This window comes from Bradyrhizobium guangdongense (assembly GCF_004114975.1).
Lineage (GTDB): Bacteria > Pseudomonadota > Alphaproteobacteria > Rhizobiales > Xanthobacteraceae > Bradyrhizobium > Bradyrhizobium guangdongense.
The window spans coordinates 503615-521805 of record NZ_CP030052.1 but is presented as its reverse complement, the minus strand read 5'-3'; the positions used below and the strand labels follow the sequence as shown (position 1 = coordinate 521805).

Below are 18191 nucleotides of genomic sequence, written 5' to 3'. Positions count from 1 at the left end.
CGCGGATCGTGGAAGGGCGCGACGGCTCCTCTTTTCGAGCAGCCGTCGGCGCGGTGGTCACGGCTTCCCGTGGTCGTCGTGGTGGTCGTCTGGATCAGAACCGCAATAATGCTTGATGGCGGGCAGCTTCTTTGGATTGTCCCAGCGCGGGTCCCGAATGTCGTAGACGATGGGCTTTGCGTAATCTTCGGGATCAACGAGCCATCGTGTGTCTGGCCATTGATCGAGTGTCAGGCCGAGGCGCTTAATTTGATCCAGGTATCCGCCGTAAACGGCGGGCGAGATGGATTCCTTGAAGGTCGACCCGGTGGTCAGATGCAACGGAATGAAGATCTTCGGGTTCAGCGCTTGAATATACGCGAAGGGATCACGATAAGAATTGTTATCGAAATTGGCTGTCGCAATCGTACCGGCATCCACATCGGTGGCCGGTAAACTCTTCAGGATGTTCGTGATACGCTGGCCGTCAGCTGGCGTGCCGTTGGGCCACCCGCTTCCCAATCCTTCTTTGAGTGCTCCCGACGAGTTATACCAAGCAAAGGTGAAGTGACGACCTTCGCGCAACACAAAATCGAAAAACAGCGGAATAGGGCCACCCGGACCACCACTGCCGCTGGTAGCAATGTTGATCTGCCCAGGCAGCGTCCCACTTTTCCCGGGCGCAAGCGGCGTTCCGGCCGGAAACAGCCCCGGATCGCGCGGGTCAACCGCATAATAAACGGACGGATTAGGTGCCCGCGGCCAGGTCGGGTCGACCGGGACTGCAACCGAGTGCAAGTGTCGGAAGGCGATTACGCAGGCGTCCGGTTCCAGGAAGTCCAGTTTGACAATTTGGGTGCCGGGAACCGAACCGGTCGTCGTGACCGTGTTGCAGGAGATCGACGCCTTGTGAGGAAACGCCGTAGCCGGATTACCTTGAATCGCCGGGTCGGCCTGCTCGCGCGCGAAATCGGCTTGCAGGGCAACGCAGGTTTCCGCGGTGGCGTAGAGTTTCGCGCCGGTCATCGCAGCGATGTAGGCCGCGTTGTCCGCGTGATCGAAGTGACCATGCCCGATTAGAAGGCCTTCTGGTTTGAGAGCAACCAAATCGCCGATAACGAAGGGCGTGCGGCCCGGCGAAACTTCGAGCCGAGTGACGTAAGTGTCCAAAAGCAAAACGTGGCCGGCAATGGAAGCCGCCAGAGTTGAATTCGAGAGCCACGACAAGATGACCTTGTCGGGACTGACCCGCCCGGACTCGGGATCGACGTTCTCGTCGCCGAAAAATTTCTGACGCGCTGCGATCAAGTCGCCATTGTTTGCGTGAGCCGTGGTCGACAACGCCGAACCTGCCATGAGCGTCGCGGCCAAAGCCAAGGCACACTTGGTTGGGATTGAGTTCCTGCGTAACATATAAAGGTTCCTCTTTCGGTTGTTCAATCGTTAGAGTGAAGGTCGCCATCTCGAAAAGCCTCGCTCGTGTTTCCGAGTAGATAGGCGACAGATCGGATCGGGCCATTGATGTTTGAAAGTCCCCCGCCAGCCGCGCCAAACGAAAAGCGGTTCATAAGGCGCTTTCTCGCGATGCTAGGGACTGAATGACGGACATCAATATCTGAGGTGTGTTGTCGAGCGACACGAAGTGTTGCTTGTCAAGATGAATTGCCTCTGTGCGCTGCAACGTAGGGTCTGCGGCATTGCACGCAATGGCACGAGCGGCTACGAGATCGTCGTGTCGGTGTACCTGAAGGCGACCCATCGCAGCGCGGCACACTTGGCGGTTGCGATTGATCCGCTAACATAATCGCATTTACCCTTAACGCTTCGCAGGATGCCGTATTGAAGCGGTGCTGGCTTCCACAGGCGCCGGATCTGCGGTCGTGCCGGGCAAGGCGAGAGCCAGAACCTTGATGTTCTCGCCGTTCGAAAGCGTGGCTTCACGCGCTCCGATGTCGCGCAACGTCCATCCTGATTGAACTTCATCCTGCCGCAACTTCACCGTCTCGCCAGTCGCGCGATTCACAAAGACGGCGATGCTGTCGGCGCCCCCAGTTATCGTGCCCACGAGTTCAAATGGCGGAAGCTCAGGCTCGAGCGGCTTGGGAGCCGCGACGACAACGGGGATAGTGGGCGCGTTCGGCGGCGGCAGAGACGGAGGGCGGCGTGACGGAGAGAATAGCGGGCGCTCTTGCGTTTTATTGAGCTGCGCAAGGGGGACTTTGGCAATGGGATTATGCTCCGATCGGGTAGCCTCGAATGGCTCCTTCGCAAGCAGGTACTCCATTGTGGGCGACACTGGCGGATTCAGGCCAGTAGCCGTTGAAGTCTGACTCGCCTCGGCAGGCCGCCTCCCCGATTCGACTGCCAAGATCAGGAAGGCCAGCGCGAGAGCTTGAATCGTGAGGGGGCACTTCATTTGACACTCCGCCACCATCCGGAGACGACAATTGCGACGCGCACCTTCGTCGCGGCGTGTCTTGTCGACGACTCGGGTACCTGTATGACCAATTGATCGATGAACAGGAAGGGCGATCCCGCCTCCAGCTCGTAAAGGAGGCCTTGAAGGGCCGGCTGCTCGATCTCGAGATCGACAGAGACTCTGACGATCCCGTGTTGTGCTCCTGCGTCCTGCAGATCGACCTGCGACGATAAGATGTTGCTTCCCATCCGCGTCGCTTCTGCAGAAACGTGCTGCAGCACCACGGCGGCCGCGACTGTGACCGTGGGACCTTCGACAACTGGTGGACTCACAGCGAGCGCCCCGTCGTTCGTGCTGCGGGCCGCCCGCTGTTGTGACTGCAACCTGTCGAACATTTCGTTCGCGTTCGCCAGCGTACGATGCTGTTCCGCCAGGTCCAACGCCGTCCAGCCCGTGATCAGCAATAGAAATCCCGTCATTGCCGCGTAACAAATTGTGGCAACGAACGGAATGGCGCTGACGTAGCGTCTAATGCGGTAGGTCTGGTTCATGGATAGCGGCGAATGCGGGGTTGATTTGAGCCTCGACGTGGAATTGCTCTTTGGTTGCTCCTTCAGACCGTGTGGTTGGAGCGAAGAAGATCGCGTGTGAAAACTGGGGCGACTGCTCGATCAGGCGGATGAGCGATGCGGCGTCGCTCGTAAGGCCCGCTATCTGTAGTTTCGCGTGATCGATACGCAGCTCCGTTAGGAACGTGTTGTCTGGCAGTAGATCCGACAGCGCCTCAATCGCCATTACGGGCGAAGGAGTGTTGCGCTTCTGTTGTTCGAGCTCTCGCAAAGCGGATTCGGCAACAACATTCTGCGACGCTCTTGTGAGCACCGATATCTTTCGAGAGAGTTCTTCCCGTCTCAGGGCCAAACCGTCCGAAATGAGCGCTGAAATGCAAAGCGACGAAGTGGCAGCAAAGCCGCTTAACAGCAGAACTACCATCAGGCACGTACGAACACGACGGAAATCGGTCGGTCCGTGTATTTGTGTCTCAACGATCCTAATTGGCACGTTCGAACGTGACGTGGAGACCAGGATTGACCAAGTCCCAAGCGATCCGATAGCATCGAGCAAGGGCGTTAGCTTAGCGCGAGGCGTGGCAGCGATTGTCAGCTGAATGCGGTCGCCAGTCTCGTCAGGTGAAGCACTCCAACCATAGACCGCTTCTTGCACATCCCACGGGGTTAGTCGGTCGATTTGGGACCTCACGACACCCGCCGCATATTCGGCAGCGCGCCTCGGCAAATCCAGCGGGCGAAACAGAAATCGCGCCGGGTGAAGGACAAGTTCAAGCTGACTTCCAGTCAGAGCTAACTTCCATGCTGGAGGGATTGGGCTAGCAACCGCTCCCTCCAGGACCGCGAGCGCGTGGTCAGGCGCTTTCGCGTTTTTGGGGTCGGTCACGAGATGAAGGGTGAATTGATCCTTCTCGAATTCCACCATCCGAACCTGCGAGCGTCGGCGCAAGCCGTTCGAGAGCGATGAAACTTCGGACGCCACGGCTTGTACCCACGAAGCGAGGCCTGCCGCTATCGAATTAAACAGGATCATGGCGGGTTCGCCGTTGCCATGCCCTGACGACAGTCACCGCGCAAACTGTCATCCCAGGCAAGGATATGAAAAGGATCGTCCGGACCCTGTAGCAAGATGACCGCTTCCGCACAGCTATTCCATCCCCCTGCGCCCCCTATTTTTATGTCCAGCCGGAACGCGTCACTTGCATCGGCGGTCGCGGCGGTTTGATCTGAACCGAGCAGTCGGACTAGAGCGTCCTTACTGGGAGCCACGAGCTGCCGTTGGCCAAGAAAACCATTCAGACGATCTAGGGTCATGCCAGGCAAAGCCGCAACAAGCTCGGGCGGCGCGTCGAAGACGTTAATATCGGACCTGCCGCTGTAAACGGTCACCAGAGGCAACATTCGTTCTATGATGACCTGCGGCAGACCTTGAACTAACCATAACTCTCCTACATGTGCGAAGGGAGCGCCTCGCGGTCCATAGCCGCGGCCGGCGGCGCGGTAAAGCTGCGCTTCATTAGCGCGATCGGATGGTCTTAAGCGCTCTCGCCAACCAACAATCCGCGCAGCAAAACGCGGGGCATCCTCCTCCGATGCGCCGATCGCTATGAAGAAACTCGATAGTAGTTCGCGCGGGGCCTGATTGAGATCGAGCCGGGCCGCTTCGGAAACGAATCTGACCGATGCGTTGGCTTGGCCTAGCCGGAAGCTGAAGTGGCCATGCGTAGGTCGATCGCGCTGGTCTGCCACAGCAAGGCGTTGGGTCGCGAGATTAAGGCTGGCTGACACCAATTGATCGGCTTGCAGACGGCGCTCGATCACCGAACTCGACCAGGAAGAACTGCCTATGTAAATCGAATAGATGGACGCAAGTGTCGCGAGTGCAATCAACATCCAGAGGACCGCAATGAGGATAAAGCCCTCCCGCCCCCCAGATAAGTGTCCTTCCTGCGGATTGCAAAATATCATTGTGGCCTCAGGTCCGACGGCTCTCGAGAGAGTCCGCTGCGGGAGCCGTATCGGGACTAGTGTCGGGCTCTCCCGTGCAATCCGTGCTCTTTCCGCTGATGCATAGTGCAGGCGCGTCAACATGAATAAGCGTCGTGGTCGAGATTACCCTCGCCTCCCCAAGGGTGTGATCTTGGACCGTGAGGCGGATGGCGGCCGGCAAGTGGCCGACATTCAGCCAGTTCGCCTTCCACACGCCGCCGGGTCCCGCATAGGCGAACTCGGCCCGATAGGGCGATCGCAGCAGGACGACGGGATTACCAAAGCCAGACGGGTCAATCGCACCTTCAAACAAGACGAAGGGCCTCGAAGAGCGTATGAGGACGAGACCAGTAGGGTCCTTGATTGTTTCGATTTTAACGATCTCGAGGCCCGACTTGGCGTTGGGGCTTGTAACCGTGCGCACAAAAGTGACAGATCCTTCTGTGCCGTTGAACAGCGGCTTTTTGCTTCCGCCGTTGGCGGAAATGAACTGCGATGCCGCAAGATCGGCGGTTAAACGGTCAAGGGCGATGCCAATAAGCTCGGCGCGTTGCGCGCGCGCCAGGCCACGATCCCAGCTGGGTAGCCAATGCGTCGCGATTGTGCTTAGACAAAAAACAACAATCCCCATAAGTACGATCGCCGCGAGAGCTTCGAACAGCGTGAACCCCGCGATACTCGCGCGGTGCAAGGCTTGGGAGAGGTGATCCCGGGCTATCACTGCGACCTCCGGCCCAGACGCGCAGTTTCCAGGGCGAAGCTCGTACCTGCTGAAGATTTAACCTGGATCCGGACCCGTTTCGGCACCCATTGCTGCTTGTCGGACGCTGTCCTGAGCAAGGGCGATATATCGACGCGCCAGACAATGCCGTTGAGTTCACCCGACGTTACGCCCGTGGTTGCGTCGCCGCGCGGCGGCAATGCTGCCGCCAGAGTGCGCGCCGTCTCCACCAAGACCATGCGATCATCAATCCTCCGCGCGCCTTTTATGCTGGTCGACATGAGCGAGCCGATCGCCGCCAGCATGGCGGTGGCGATCGCGAGAGCGGCCAATGCCTCGACGATCGTAAACCCCGCGACGCTGCGGGAGGCATTACACAGCCGGAACGCGCACAATCTCGATTCCCCCCGTAAGCCAATTCACACGAACTTCGTAGACAGTATTCAGACGCGAGAGTCTAAGCGTGCCACCGCACGAGAACCCGCTCGGGAAAAAACTTATGGTCGAAAGGGCGGGTCGTCCTTCGCAATCCCGTGGCAATAGTGCGTCCAGCGTCACATCGTCCGGTACCACGAGAACGCTGCCGTTCGAACCTGATTGCAGGCGCCGGGTGCTCGCGTCGATTCTGGTCAGCACGCGCATCCCGCTCTTAACTGCCGCGTTCCGGTCGATCTTCAATAGGGACGCGATTTCGAGTGCCGATGCCTCGAGCCGCGGCCGCGACGTTCCAGGCGAAAGCCGTGGCAGAAGGATACCGACCAGCATTGCGACGATGGACAACACGCAGACCATCTCAAGCAAAGTAAATCCGTTTTGTGCTTCCGGGCTATTTCTCATTGCTGTTTGACGAGATATCGGCGGCAGAATCCGCACCGCCCTCATGCCCGTCAGCCCCGTAGGACATGATCTCAAACTTGGCGTTCCCACTGGGCGACCGGTAAACATAGGGCCTACCCCACGGGTCGTTCGGTAGGCTATTTCCATCGATGTAGGGACCGTGCCATCCGGCCATCGAAGCTGCGGGTTTTACCAGGGCGTTAAGGCCTTCCGAAGATGACGGATAGCGTCCCGTGTCGAGAAACATGAGATCGAGCGAACTGGCGAGGCTGCGGATTTGTATCTTGGCCGTCTTGACCTTGGACTCAGCGAGATAGTTCAACACGCGGGGGCCGATCAGTCCCATGATCAGCCCGATGATCGTAATGACGACCAGCATCTCGACCAAGGTGAATCCATTCTCGCCCGCTGCGAACGACCGCCGCCGCCAGGCCATTGCGCGGGATGAGATAAGCGTCATTTGCGCTCGCTGTTTTGAGATCACGATACGAGTTGAGTGATAGACAGCAGGGCCGTCATAATGGAAACGATGAGACCGCCGACAACCACGCTAATGCCGATCACGGCCGCCGGTCCGATAACGGCGACGAGCCGGTCAAGACTCCTCTGTAGCTTGGCTTCGTAGAACTCCGCGATGCGCCCGGCGAGTATTGGCAGCTGGCCGGTTTCTTCGCCAATGCGGATCATGCGGATCGCCATCATGGGCAAGACCGTTGACTGGGAAAGGGCGTCAGAAAGCTTCGCGCCGTGTCGTACTTGATCAGCCGCGGTTGTCCAGGCGGGAACATCGCCCGAAAAGGACATGATATCGACGAGGATGCGCAGGGTGGTGGTCAAAGGTACCTGACTGCCAGCAAGGATGCCGAGATTGCGGCAGAACACCGCAGTTTGGTAGGCCCGAAAAATCGAACTGGGGCCCGGCAATCGCATCAGTGTTGCGAGCAGCCGGAACCGGATCACGGGCCGGCGGAGGACGGCATAGGCTGCAAAGATGGCGGCCCCTGCGACTCCAAGAATCGCCAGACCGTTGGAGCGCGTCCATTCAGAAACGCCAAGCACCGTGACAATCAGCGAGTCCTGCTTGGCGCCGAAATCGCGCAACACAGCTCCGAACTGTGGCAGTACCACGAGAACAAAAAATGCCAGCACGCAGGATGCAGCGAGCAACACGAATGCAGGATATTGCAGCGCATCAGTAATTCTTCGGCGCAAGGCCTCCGTGCGCGCGCGCTCGCTTGCCAGCATATCGAGAAGGTGGCCGAGCTTCCCGGACGTTTCGCCGACTTGCACGAGCGCCGCATAGATAGGCGGAAAGCAACTCGGATATTTGCCGACGGCTTCAGCGAAGCTTTCGCCCGCAAGCACTGCGACGCGGAGTTTACTCACAATCGGGCGCAGGCGGCCGATGTCGTCATCTGAGCACAACAACTCCAGTGCATCGTCAAGCCTCGCGCCCGCCTTGAGCAGCAAAGAAAGATCACGTGTAAAGATGGTCACGTCTTCGGCGCGTGGTCGCCCAAGAAAACCAGCAGCGATATGAGCGACCGCAACCTTAGTGTCCTGAGCGACTGTTTCGATCGGAACGAGACCGAGATACTCGATACGCGCGAAAACTTCCTTCGCGGTGGACGCGGAGATCATACCGTTTACGAGCTCACCGCTCTGGGTCATAGCTAGATAGCGAAAGGTTTGCATCACGTTATCGTATGGTCGTTACGCGGAGAACTTCCGCGGGCGACGTGACGCCGGCTCGGCATTTCGCGAGGCCGTCTTGGATCATGGTGGTCATTCCAGATCGAACCGCTGTTCGATCAATCGACACGGCGTCGCAGTGCGCATTCATCAGCTGACGAACCTCATCGGCCACTTCAAGGACCTCGAACAGGCCAACGCGGCCGCGGTAGCCCGTTCCGCCGCAACGCTCGCATCGGCCTGCCTTGTAAACTTCATCACCAACCCGAAGGCCGATCGCGGCGTACCGCCGATCGGCCGCAAACTCCGAGTGCTCGAGCCGGCTCGTTGTTTTGCACCGGTCGCAAAGCTGCCGCACCAGCCGCTGCGCGATCACGGCACGGAGGGTTGAACTCAACAGAAACGCCTCGACGCCGAGGTCCAGCAGTCGCGGCACGGCGGCCGCAGCGGTTTCGGTGTGCAGCGTGGTCAGGACGAGGTGCCCGGTCAGGGCAGCGTGGATCGCTACTTCCGCTGTCTCGGCATCACGGATCTCGCCCACCATGATGACATCCGGATCTTGCCGCACGAAAGCGCGCAATGCCTTCGCGAAAGTCAGGCCGATAGCAGAGTTTACCTGGGACTGATTGATGCCCTTGATTTCGTATTCTACCGGATCCTCGATCGTCAGTATCTTCCGGGAGGATTCGTTGAGGAGGCCGAGCACGGTCGCAAGCGTCGTGGTTTTACCGCTGCCGGTTGGTCCGGTGACCACGATGAGACCGTGCGGGAGCGTCAGGACTGCGCGGAGCTTTGCTTCGTCGTCGGGCGCAAAGCCGAGCTTCTCGATCGCAAGGAGTCCCCGCTCCTTGGGCAGAAGCCGAATGACGGCAGACTCACCATGCTGCGTCGGCATGATAGCGACGCGCAAATCCATTTCAGCTCGCCCAAGTTGGACACGCGCGGCGCCATCTTGAGGCAATCGGCGCTCGGCTATGTTGAGACCCGCCAGGATCTTGATGCGGGAGACTATGGCCTGTGGGAGTACATGGGATGGTGAGGGGATATGGCGAAGCAGGCCATCAACCCGCATACGCACTGCCAGTTCCGTCCTGAAAGGCTCAATGTGTATGTCACTGGCGCGAAGCTCGGCGGCCTTTTCGATCAATTCGGAGACGGCACGGACGACCGGCGCGCCGCTAGCTAGGTCGCGGAGGCTTTCGATATCCTCCTCGCGGACAGCGATGGTATTATCCCTATTCGCTGCGGTGGTCTCGCCTTCGCTAAGGCGCTGAGAGAGCGCGGTATCAATGTCCTCAAACGACGCGATGGCGACCTTTACCGCGGGGCCGAGTACAATCTCCGCGGCGCTGATCGCTGCCGTGTCCGTGGGATCGAACAGGGCAATCACGGCGCGTCCATTCGCGAGCTGATACGGAAAAATCGTCATTTCCCGGAGGAAGCGAGGCGAGAAGTGTTCGACCAAGCTCGTCCCAGCCAAGAGGTCGGCTAAAGCCGCACGGTCATGTTTGAAAAAGGCTGCGACCGCGTCGGCAAACTCCTGGGCCGACAGGTCGGACGATTCGAAAAGCTGGCGCAGCGTGAGCTTTTCGGCGACAAGGCCGCCCATGCCGGCTGCGACATGCGCATCGCCCCGAAGGCGCTCTGCAAACTCAGTCACGGTTTCAGGCCTCATGAAGCGCGGGAGCCTCCTCAAGTGTGAGCTCTGTTTCACCTGGAGTCTCGGGCCATCGCTTTGTGGCAAGTGCGAATGGCCCGTCACGGAGCCGCTCGCGAATATAGCGGACGCAAAGATAATATCGGTACACACTGCTTGAGCGGACTTTGGTGACGGCAGATATATCAGCCGGCTGCCACCAGAGGGGAAGCACGTGGACTAATTGGCCATTCGCGAGCCCCTTGGCCACGTCCCAATAAGAACGCAGCATTATCCCACGGCCGGCAATCGCCCAATTGCGGATGATATCGCCATGGTTGGTGGAGAGGGCAGCGGTGACGTTGATGGTGCGCATCCCGATGGGACCATGCAAAGTCCAGCGCTCGAACACCTCGTCACGTTCGCGCATGACCAGGCACGAATGTCCAGCGAGATCGCCGAGTTCCTCCGGCATGCCGCGTCGATTGAGATAGCTGGGAGCCGCGCAGAGAATGCGTCTTCCCTGCGCAATAGGATGCACGAGCAAGTGAGGCTCGCGTACCCTGCCGACCCGAATGTCAATGTCGACATTCTCCTCAACCAGATCCACGCTCCGATCGACGATTTCCAGCCGAATATCCAATTCCGGGTGTAGGAGCGCCAACTCCGATACAAGTGGTGCGACATGATTGCAGCCAATACCCGAGCTTGCCGTAATTCGTACGCTGCCGCGGGCGACGGAATCGGTCTCAGGACCGTCAGCTACAAAATCCGCATAGGCATCGAGAACGCGCTGCGCTTTGGACAGCAACACTTCCCCATCGCTGCTGAGCACCGCTTGTCGAGCGGTACGCAGGAACAACACGCGTCCGAGTGCCCGCTCAAGTAGCGCGACGCGCTTGCTGACGTAGGCAGGCGACGCACCTAACTCTGTCGCCGCCGCAGCAAAACTTCCCCGCCGCGCCGCAACGATAAACACCTCAAGATCTTGTGCTAATGGTTTCACCCCGACGTTTCCCGATTGCAAAACGGAACTTATTCGCCCGCTAATCTATAATCTTAAGGTCACTGGCTCGCTGACCTCAATGCTCATTATAATATACAAACGATTAGAATAATTTCTTGCGAGGACGTGATCTGCTGGGCAGTTGCGCAAGGTTGGGCCGGCAAACGGCATAGGCCGCGCTGCGACGTCAGCTGGTTAGAGGAAGGGGGCGGCCAGGATGGCGGCGAAGCGCTTAAGCAATCGTCACCACGCGTAAATTATTGGTTGTGCCGGCATCGCCGAAACGTATGCCGGCCACGGCGACGATGACATCGGCATTCTCCGCAAAAGTTCACGTTGAGAGCGGTTTGCGTCGCGCGTTCGACCATCTCCTCGTAGGAGCTTATGTTGGGGGACTTCATGCCGTGGGCGCCCCCACAACAGGCATAGTTGGCGCGAGACCCGTTCCTCCGGTGTGATCGCGAGGATCAGTACCTTGGGACGTTTGCGCGCGATGCGCGTTGCAGTCGTACCGCTCGAGGTGAAGGCGAGGATCGCTGAGGCTCCGATCATCGTTGCGAGATCCGCAGCCGCCGCGGTCGGGGCGGTCTGCTCCTCGTCCGGCTCCGACGCATTGACGATCGAACGATACATTTTATGTCGCTCGGTGCTTTCGATTATGCGGCTCATGTTGGTGGCGGCCTCGCACGGATATTGCGCGGTCGCAGATTCCGCGGACAGCATGATCGCGTCGGCTCCGCCATAGATCGCTGTGGCCGCATCCGAAGTGTCGGCGCGTGTCGGCGTCGGCGCAGCAACCATTGAGCGTCGAGGCGGCACGATCGGATCAATTCCTTTTGTCGGCCGGGAACCTCCGCATGCGGAATTGCGACGCCAAGATCAACGCGCGCGATCACTATCCCATCGGAGAGGCGCACGATGTCATCGATATGCCCGGACGCCGACCGACGGAACAAAGCGAACGGCGTCACCGGCACTGAGGGAAAATCTGCCATTCCTTATGGTACCAACCCGGATCTTTGGCCCCTGCAAGTCCTGAAGAATACCAATAGGGCGGCTGAATCTTCGTTCGAGTTGACGAATTGCGCCATGACGCCTTGCGTGATCTGCCTGTAAGTCGGAACGTATCCGCCCGCCTGGCCCAATGCCGCGAGCATCTCTGGCGAACGGCTGGCGGGTCCGACGGTCGCAATAATCTTGGCTCGCCGACGATGCATGTTTTACCTCGCGAAATTGCGGGGCCGCCCATCAAACAGCCCTGACATTGCCGACGTTCGTGCGTATCGAATCGATGCGAATGAGAGCGCCGACGCGATCAAGAAGGCCGTTGCTATCGCGGGCCGCGAGGCAAGAGCGGATCGAAGTGTGCCGCATGTGCCTGGCCTAGCGCGCTCGGCGCACGATCGTGCCTGGCGCACTCGGCGTCTCCGTCCCAGCCAAGTAGAGCAGCATCACTTTCGCAAACCGGACCTCCAGATCGTTCGTCAAGCCGGATGGGCTCCTGGCCCGATCGGCGTTTGATTGTTCTGCGCATCGACGGCGCTATCGAGAAAACGCTGCAATCAAGGCAGAGCGGATTCAATCTCCAATCGTTTATACAAAGGAATGACATAATAAGACCGGCGTTTTTGATGTTATCGTCGTCGTACGGAGGAACTGATGGACCTGCAACAACTGCGCTGCTTCGTAGCAACAGCCGAAGAGCTTCACTTCGGAAGAGCGGCGCAACGAATGAATATGCTTCCCTCGGCCCTGGGGCGGTTTGTTCGGCTGCTGGAGGAGGATCTCGGCACGCGGCTTCTGACGCGCACGACGCGAAACGTCGCGCTGACGGACGACGGTGTTGTCTTGCTTAAAGATGCGCGTGCGCTGCTGACGCAAGCCGATGCGCTTGCGGTCAGATTTCGGACGCGCTCGCGCAAAGGGGCAACAATCATACGCGTTGGTGCCATCGACAGTGCTGCCGCCGGACTTATTCCGAAACTTCTTAAAGACTTTCGCAAGCGTCGGCCTGATGCAACGATTCAACTGGTCGAGGATAAGACCATTCGTCTGTTGCCGCGCCTTTTGACCGGACGGCTTGATCTCGCCTTCGTGCGCCCCCCAAAAGACGCCAACAAGCGGCTGGAGTTTCTATTTCTCTTCTTTGAGACAGCCGTCGTAGCCCTTCCGCACCATCATCGACTTGCGTCGAGGAAGATGGTCAAGGTTGCGGATCTCAAGAACGAGCCACTGATCGTTCCCGAACGGCGGTCCAGGCCTCATAGCCACGATCTAACGATGAAGCTCTTTGCGGAAGCCGGGCTAGACGCCCGGATTGCTCAGATTGCGGAGGAAAAGCAAACGATCGTCAACCTGGTGTCGGCCGGTTTGGGGATCGCTATCGTACCTAGCTGGACGTCGCGCCTGGCGAGCCGCGGGGTTCGCTATGTCCGGCTCGTGGCGTCGGACATGAACAAACTTCCCCTTGCGGCTGCTTGGTCGCGCGGGACCAGGGATCCCATCCGAGACGACATATTGAAGATGCTGCGGGCCGATCTTGCAGCTTACGCAAAGGAAGCTTGAGTCGCACCCGATCGCACTACTCTCTCCCGCAGACTGCCCGCCACCTATGGCGGGCGTTTTTTTGGGAGTTAGGCAGACTGGGAAAACCACCGGGCCGGAAGGCTACATCATTTCGGGCCACTCGAGGTAGATTCGGAAGAAGCCCATGGGGTTCAAGCGGCCGCGTTATAGACACCGCGGATCTTGGTTTTGTTGTGCTTCCAAAGTTGGTGGAGCGCCGCCTCATCGCGCCATCGCTGTATATTTAGGGGCCTACTATCTTAGGCGGTTATCGGATCGACGAAACCGTGTCCTCTCTTTCCGGAGACGATCTTGCGCAGGATATACCGAAGCGGGCAATCAGCTCGGAGGCGACGCGCGTCGGCGGCCGGATCCGCAAGGCAGATAAGGCCCAGATCCCTTCTGATTTCGGCCTGACGATTGAGCCGGCGCTCAAAGTTCCGTCACGAACTCATGTCTGACCGCGCAGAACGGGAGGACGCCGGGGCAAGGCGCTGCCGGACGAGGTCTTTTAGAGGAATCATCGTGTCGATCTCCAGCACAATCGACACCGACAGATCGATGCCCGCGGCACCGGCGTCGAGAAGGCTTCGAATCGGATTTTGAGCAGAGGGAAAGAGTATAGCAAGCAGGCTCGCGGGGCTGACCGGATCGCCGGCGAACATTTCTGGCGGCCCGATTGCGAACAGCCGCTCCACTGCGAGGCGCTTGCTGATTAAGCGTGGGCTTTCTGGTTGAAGACGTGGACCAACGCGACGTCGATCGAGCGCGTCAACGTCCCTCTAGCAAGTGCGGGCGTACTCGGGCAGACGCTCCCGGTAGGCCCTGATCAGCTCCGCGCCTGCCAATGCAATGACGGACGGGGTAGCACCGATGATGACATCACTGGTGAGATGCTTTCCGTCGGCCATGACTTCCTAACCGGCAAGGTCACGCAGGATCTGAGATGCGCTCCGGTGCAAGAGAAGGCTTGCCTCGGTCATCTGCATTCCTCGACCGTCGCGGTCGAACAGAGGTGTTTGTGAAACGCAATAGTTACGGCTCGGGGGCTAGCAGCGGATCGCACCCCCGATCGGTCGTCCAACTTGGATCGCGCTGATGAACATCGAAACGCACGCGAAGTGGGCTTGCAGGATGCCTCGACAATCGACGGCTCATGAGTATTCGTGCTCCTTGCCTCCCTTTCCAGATGCGCTCAACGATGACCATCGGTACCCGACCGAACACGGTTCAAACACTTTCGGACCGGCGAGCTTGACATTTGCGCTCGCATCGGAGCTCGGCGCCTGGCTTTCTGCAAGAATCATCAGGCACCTTTGGCATAAGACCGCAACCGCTTTTCGAGGACCGTCAAAAGCGTATCGCGAATAGGATCGCGGGAACCACGCAGCCAACTTGCAGCGAGCGGAAGCCGTCCAACTGCTCCAAAGCGCTCCAGCTTGAGCGGAACAAAGCGAACGCCCGCAACAGCCATGCGAGAGGTCCAGCGGGGGACGACGGCCAGTCCCAGTCCAGCCGCAACCATGTTCACGATCGTCTGCTTTTCATCGGCGAGCTGAGCGATGCGGGGCGTCAGCCCGGCGTCCTCGAACAGCTTCATGGTCAAGTCGTGGCTGTGGGGCCGAGATCGCCGATCAGGAACGATCATCGGTTGATGAGCGATCGCCGAGAGCGACAGACATTCGTTACGTGCAAGCGCGTGCCTGCGGGGAAGGGCGACCACTGCGGTTTCCATGAGCAGAGTTTTACATTCGAGCCTTCGGTCCATCTTCTCCGGAGGACGGATGAAAACGAGATCGAGCGCTCCGGAAAGGACCTTGGGAAGCAGCCGGAACGTCTTTTCCTCCAGAAGATGAACGGTGACGTCGGGGTATTTCGCGCGGAAGTCTCGCAACAGCTGCGGCATAAGCCCGGCCGCAGCACTGTCTATGGCGCCTACCTTGAGATTCCGGGCTCCGACCGAACGCGAGCGACCGCGCAAGACGGCCTCCACGGTCGAGACCTTTGAGAGAATGATGCGCGCCTCCCGAAGAAGTAGCGCGCCGTCGTCGGTCAAAGAGACGGCTCGCGTGGTCCTTGCAAACAGCCGCGTACCAAGATCCTCTTCCAAGAGTTTGATGTGGCGGCCGAAGGCGGAAGGTAGCATCTGCAGGTGTTGGGCCGCGCGGCCAAAATGCAGCTGCTCGGCGGCGGCGACGAAACATCTCAATTGACGCAGCTCCATGAGCAGGCCCTTTTGTCGAATCCGAGCCATTATACCATTTTTTTGTACAAATAAGGGCGTATTGAGTGACGCCGTCTCTTCCTTCTAGGCTGGCCGTAGATAAAAGGCATGGCTGCCAGCCGGGGCGCCAGCCGAAAAACGAGGAGGCCCAAGGTGGTGAACGAGGTTCAGAAGCGCACGATCCGTCGAGTAGCTTACCGGATCGTGCCATTCGTGATGCTACTCTACTTCGTCGCGTTTATCGACCGAGTGAACATCGGCTTCGCAGCGCTGACGATGAACAAGGATCTTGGTTTCTCCTCCTCCGTATACGGATTTGGTGCGGGCATTTTCTTCTGGGGTTACTTCCTGTTCGAGGTGCCCTCCAACATCATTTTGGACAAGGTGGGAGCCCGACTGTGGATCGCTCGGGTCATGATCACCTGGGGCTTGATATCCGGGGCAATGGCGTTCGTCCAAGGGCAAACAAGCTTCTACGTTCTTCGCTTCTTGCTCGGCGCGGCCGAAGCTGGGTTCTTCCCAGGAATTATCCTCTATCTGTCCTATTGGTTTCCCGCGCGCCAGCGTGCCGGGATCACCGCTCTGTTCATGGCAGCGGCGCCTCTTTCAACGGTCCTCGGATCGCCCGTCTCGGCCGCTCTTCTGGAGTTGCACGGCTTGTTCGGCCTTAAGGGGTGGCAATGGCTATTTCTCCTCGAGGCGCTACCCGCCATCGTGCTTGGGTTCATCGTGCTCGGATTCATGACGGATCGGCCGGAACAGGCGAAGTGGCTTGCCGATGATGAGCGGGCCTGGCTGGTCGAGGCCATGAATGCGGAGCGGGCGGCCAAGGCAGGGTCGGCGAGCCATAGCGTCTGGCGGGGACTGACGGATCTACGCGTTCTGGCTTTGTCCCTCGTCTACTTCGGCACGTCGGCGGGACTGTACACGCTGGGGGTATGGGCGCCGCAGATCATCAAAGGCTTCGGCCTGTCGAATATGGCGGTTGGATCGCTCAATGCGATCCCGCCGACGATCGCCGTGGTGGCCATGTATCTGTGGTCAAGGCATTCGGACCGCACCAACGAACGGACGTGGCATGTAGTCATCGCTTGCCTCGTTGCGGCGGCCGGGCTCGCGCTGGCAGGCATGTCGACTGGCGTTGCTTCAGTTATCGCTGCGCTGGTGCTGGTGAACGTCGGCATCAGCGCCGCCAAGCCGCCGCTTTGGAGCATGCCGACACTGTTCCTGGCCGGTCCGGCCGCGGCGAGCGGCATCGCAACCATCAACTCCATCGGCAATCTCGGCGGCTTCGTCGGTCCGGCCATGATCGGATGGATCAAGGACCTCACCGGCAGCTTCGAGGGCGGGCTCTATTTCGTCTGCGCACTCTTGTTGTTGTCCGCCACGCTGACGTTGCTGCTCGCGCGCTCGATCGGCCGCCATCAGGCGGCCGTCGCGCACTAATCATACGGAAGAGGAAGGATATCTCTCATGAAGACCTACAACGTTGCGGCAATCCCAGGCGACGGTATCGGCTCCGAAGTTGTGGATGCCGGCGTCGAAGTTCTTAAGGCGCTGGCGAAGCGCGATGGGGCATTCACCTTTCACTTCGACCACTTTGATTGGGGTGGGGAATATTATAAGCGGCATGGCCGCATGATGCCCGAAAACGGGCGCGATCTGATCCGTAATCACGATGCAATCCTGTTTGGCTCCGCAGGGCACCCAGAAATTCCGGACCACATCACGCTTTGGGGCCTGCGGCTCGCGATCTGTCAGCCGTTCGATCAATATGCGAATGTGCGTCCGACCCGCATCCTTCCCGGCATCACCTCGCCCTTGCGTGCCGTCAAGGACAAGGAGCTCGACTGGGTCATCGTTCGGGAAAATTCGGAAGGCGAGTATGCGGGCGTCGGCGGACGGGTCCATCAGGGATCTCCTTTGGAGGCAGCAACCGATGTCGCTATGTTCACGCGCGCCGGTGTGGAGCGGATCATGCGCTTTGCCTTCGGCCTTGCACGGTCTCGTCCCCGCAAGTTGTTGACCGTCGTGACGAAATCCAATGCACAGCGGCATGCAATGGTCATGTGGGATGAAATTGCAGCGGAGGTCGCGCGCGAGTTTTCTGACGTGACGTGGGACAAGATGCTGGTCGATGCCATGACGATGCGCATGGTCATGCGCCCGCAGAGCCTCGATACGATCGTGGCTACCAATCTCCATGCTGATGTGCTGTCCGACCTTGCCGCTGCCCTTGCCGGTTCGCTTGGCATCGCCCCGACCGCCAATCTCAATCCCGAGCGCAAATTCCCATCGATGTTCGAGCCCATCCATGGCTCCGCCTTCGACATCACAGGCAAGGGCATTGCCAATCCCGTCGGGACATTCTGGTCGGCGGTTATGATGCTTGAGCATCTGGGGGAGAATGCAGCCGCGCAGCGGCTCATGAAGGCAATCGAGCGCGTCACCGCCAACCCCGAACTGCATACGCCAGACCTTGGAGGATCGGCGAACACCCGCAAGGTGACAGACGCTGTCGTGAGCGCGATCCAAGCGGAAAACGCGTGAAGCC

Annotated in this window: 17 protein-coding genes and 1 pseudogene; 3 read left to right on the top strand and 15 right to left on the bottom strand. The window is 59.2% G+C overall.

Annotated features, from left to right (window positions below):
• Window positions 1-57: 57 nt before the first annotated feature.
• The 13 genes and pseudogenes from X265_RS38070 to X265_RS38010 form a co-directional block, all read right to left on the bottom strand.
• The gene (locus X265_RS38070) at window positions 58-1335 is read right to left on the bottom strand and encodes an MBL fold metallo-hydrolase (protein WP_128955148.1); all 1278 of its coding nucleotides are present in this window, start codon (window positions 1333-1335) and stop codon (window positions 58-60) included.
• A 460-nt stretch (window positions 1336-1795) separates the two neighbouring features.
• Window positions 1796-2395, bottom strand: a complete 600-nt coding sequence (locus X265_RS38065) for a hypothetical protein (RefSeq protein ID WP_128930072.1) — start codon at window positions 2393-2395, stop codon at window positions 1796-1798.
• Window positions 2392-2949: a type II secretion system protein GspM gene (gspM, locus tag X265_RS38060; protein WP_128930071.1), complete on the bottom strand. Its 558-nt coding sequence runs from the start codon at window positions 2947-2949 to the stop codon at window positions 2392-2394. Before gspM ends, X265_RS38065 begins: the two co-directional genes overlap by 4 nt.
• Window positions 2927-4000, bottom strand: coding sequence for a PilN domain-containing protein (locus X265_RS38055; RefSeq protein ID WP_128930070.1), 1074 nt, complete (start codon window positions 3998-4000; stop codon window positions 2927-2929). Before X265_RS38055 ends, gspM begins: the two co-directional genes overlap by 23 nt.
• Window positions 3997-4860 (bottom strand): type II secretion system minor pseudopilin, encoded by an 864-nt coding sequence (locus tag X265_RS38050; RefSeq protein ID WP_164933593.1) that lies wholly within the window; start codon window positions 4858-4860, stop codon window positions 3997-3999. Before X265_RS38050 ends, X265_RS38055 begins: the two co-directional genes overlap by 4 nt.
• An 82-nt stretch (window positions 4861-4942) precedes the next feature.
• Complete coding sequence (locus X265_RS38045; protein ID WP_128930068.1) at window positions 4943-5677, bottom strand: general secretion pathway protein GspJ; 735 nt, start codon at window positions 5675-5677, stop codon at window positions 4943-4945.
• A complete protein-coding gene (locus X265_RS38040; RefSeq protein ID WP_128930067.1) occupies window positions 5674-6072 on the bottom strand; it encodes a general secretion pathway protein GspI in 399 nt (132 codons plus the stop codon). Before X265_RS38040 ends, X265_RS38045 begins: the two co-directional genes overlap by 4 nt.
• Window positions 6050-6514, bottom strand: a complete 465-nt coding sequence (locus X265_RS38035; protein ID WP_128930066.1) for a GspH/FimT family pseudopilin — start codon at window positions 6512-6514, stop codon at window positions 6050-6052. Before X265_RS38035 ends, X265_RS38040 begins: the two co-directional genes overlap by 23 nt.
• A complete protein-coding gene (gene gspG, locus X265_RS38030; RefSeq protein ID WP_128930065.1) occupies window positions 6504-6974 on the bottom strand; it encodes a type II secretion system major pseudopilin GspG in 471 nt (156 codons plus the stop codon). The genes X265_RS38035 and gspG overlap by 11 nt, the downstream gene beginning before the upstream one ends.
• 20 nt (window positions 6975-6994) lie before the next feature.
• Entirely contained in the window at window positions 6995-8209 is a 1215-nt protein-coding gene (locus X265_RS38025) for a type II secretion system F family protein (RefSeq protein WP_128955146.1), read from the bottom strand.
• Window positions 8210-8213: 4 nt separating this feature from the next.
• Window positions 8214-9881 (bottom strand): GspE/PulE family protein, encoded by a 1668-nt coding sequence (locus X265_RS38020; protein WP_128930063.1) that lies wholly within the window; start codon window positions 9879-9881, stop codon window positions 8214-8216.
• Window positions 9871-10848, bottom strand: coding sequence for a LysR substrate-binding domain-containing protein (locus tag X265_RS38015; protein ID WP_128930062.1), 978 nt, complete (start codon window positions 10846-10848; stop codon window positions 9871-9873). Before X265_RS38015 ends, X265_RS38020 begins: the two co-directional genes overlap by 11 nt.
• A 232-nt stretch (window positions 10849-11080) precedes the next feature.
• Window positions 11081-12065: pseudogene (locus X265_RS38010) on the bottom strand (pyruvate kinase).
• Between the two features lie 442 nt (window positions 12066-12507).
• On the opposite strand from X265_RS38010, the gene X265_RS38005 reads away from it, so the two are divergent.
• The gene (locus X265_RS38005) at window positions 12508-13413 is read left to right on the top strand and encodes a LysR family transcriptional regulator (RefSeq protein WP_128955145.1); all 906 of its coding nucleotides are present in this window, start codon (window positions 12508-12510) and stop codon (window positions 13411-13413) included.
• A 443-nt stretch (window positions 13414-13856) separates the two neighbouring features.
• On the opposite strand, the gene X265_RS38000 is transcribed toward X265_RS38005, so the two are convergent.
• Both X265_RS38000 and X265_RS37995 read right to left on the bottom strand, forming a co-directional pair.
• Complete coding sequence (locus tag X265_RS38000) at window positions 13857-14111, bottom strand: type 2 periplasmic-binding domain-containing protein (protein ID WP_232995554.1); 255 nt, start codon at window positions 14109-14111, stop codon at window positions 13857-13859.
• A 608-nt stretch (window positions 14112-14719) separates the two neighbouring features.
• A complete protein-coding gene (locus tag X265_RS37995; RefSeq protein ID WP_128930059.1) occupies window positions 14720-15637 on the bottom strand; it encodes a LysR family transcriptional regulator in 918 nt (305 codons plus the stop codon).
• A gap of 153 nt (window positions 15638-15790) precedes the next feature.
• Here X265_RS37995 and X265_RS37990 point away from each other — a divergent pair, with 153 nt between their 5' ends.
• Both X265_RS37990 and X265_RS37985 read left to right on the top strand, forming a co-directional pair.
• A complete protein-coding gene (locus tag X265_RS37990) occupies window positions 15791-17083 on the top strand; it encodes an MFS transporter (protein ID WP_128930058.1) in 1293 nt (430 codons plus the stop codon).
• Window positions 17084-17110: 27 nt separating this feature from the next.
• Window positions 17111-18187, top strand: a complete 1077-nt coding sequence (locus X265_RS37985) for a tartrate dehydrogenase (protein ID WP_128930057.1) — start codon at window positions 17111-17113, stop codon at window positions 18185-18187.
• The last annotated feature ends 4 nt before the right edge of the window (window positions 18188-18191 follow it).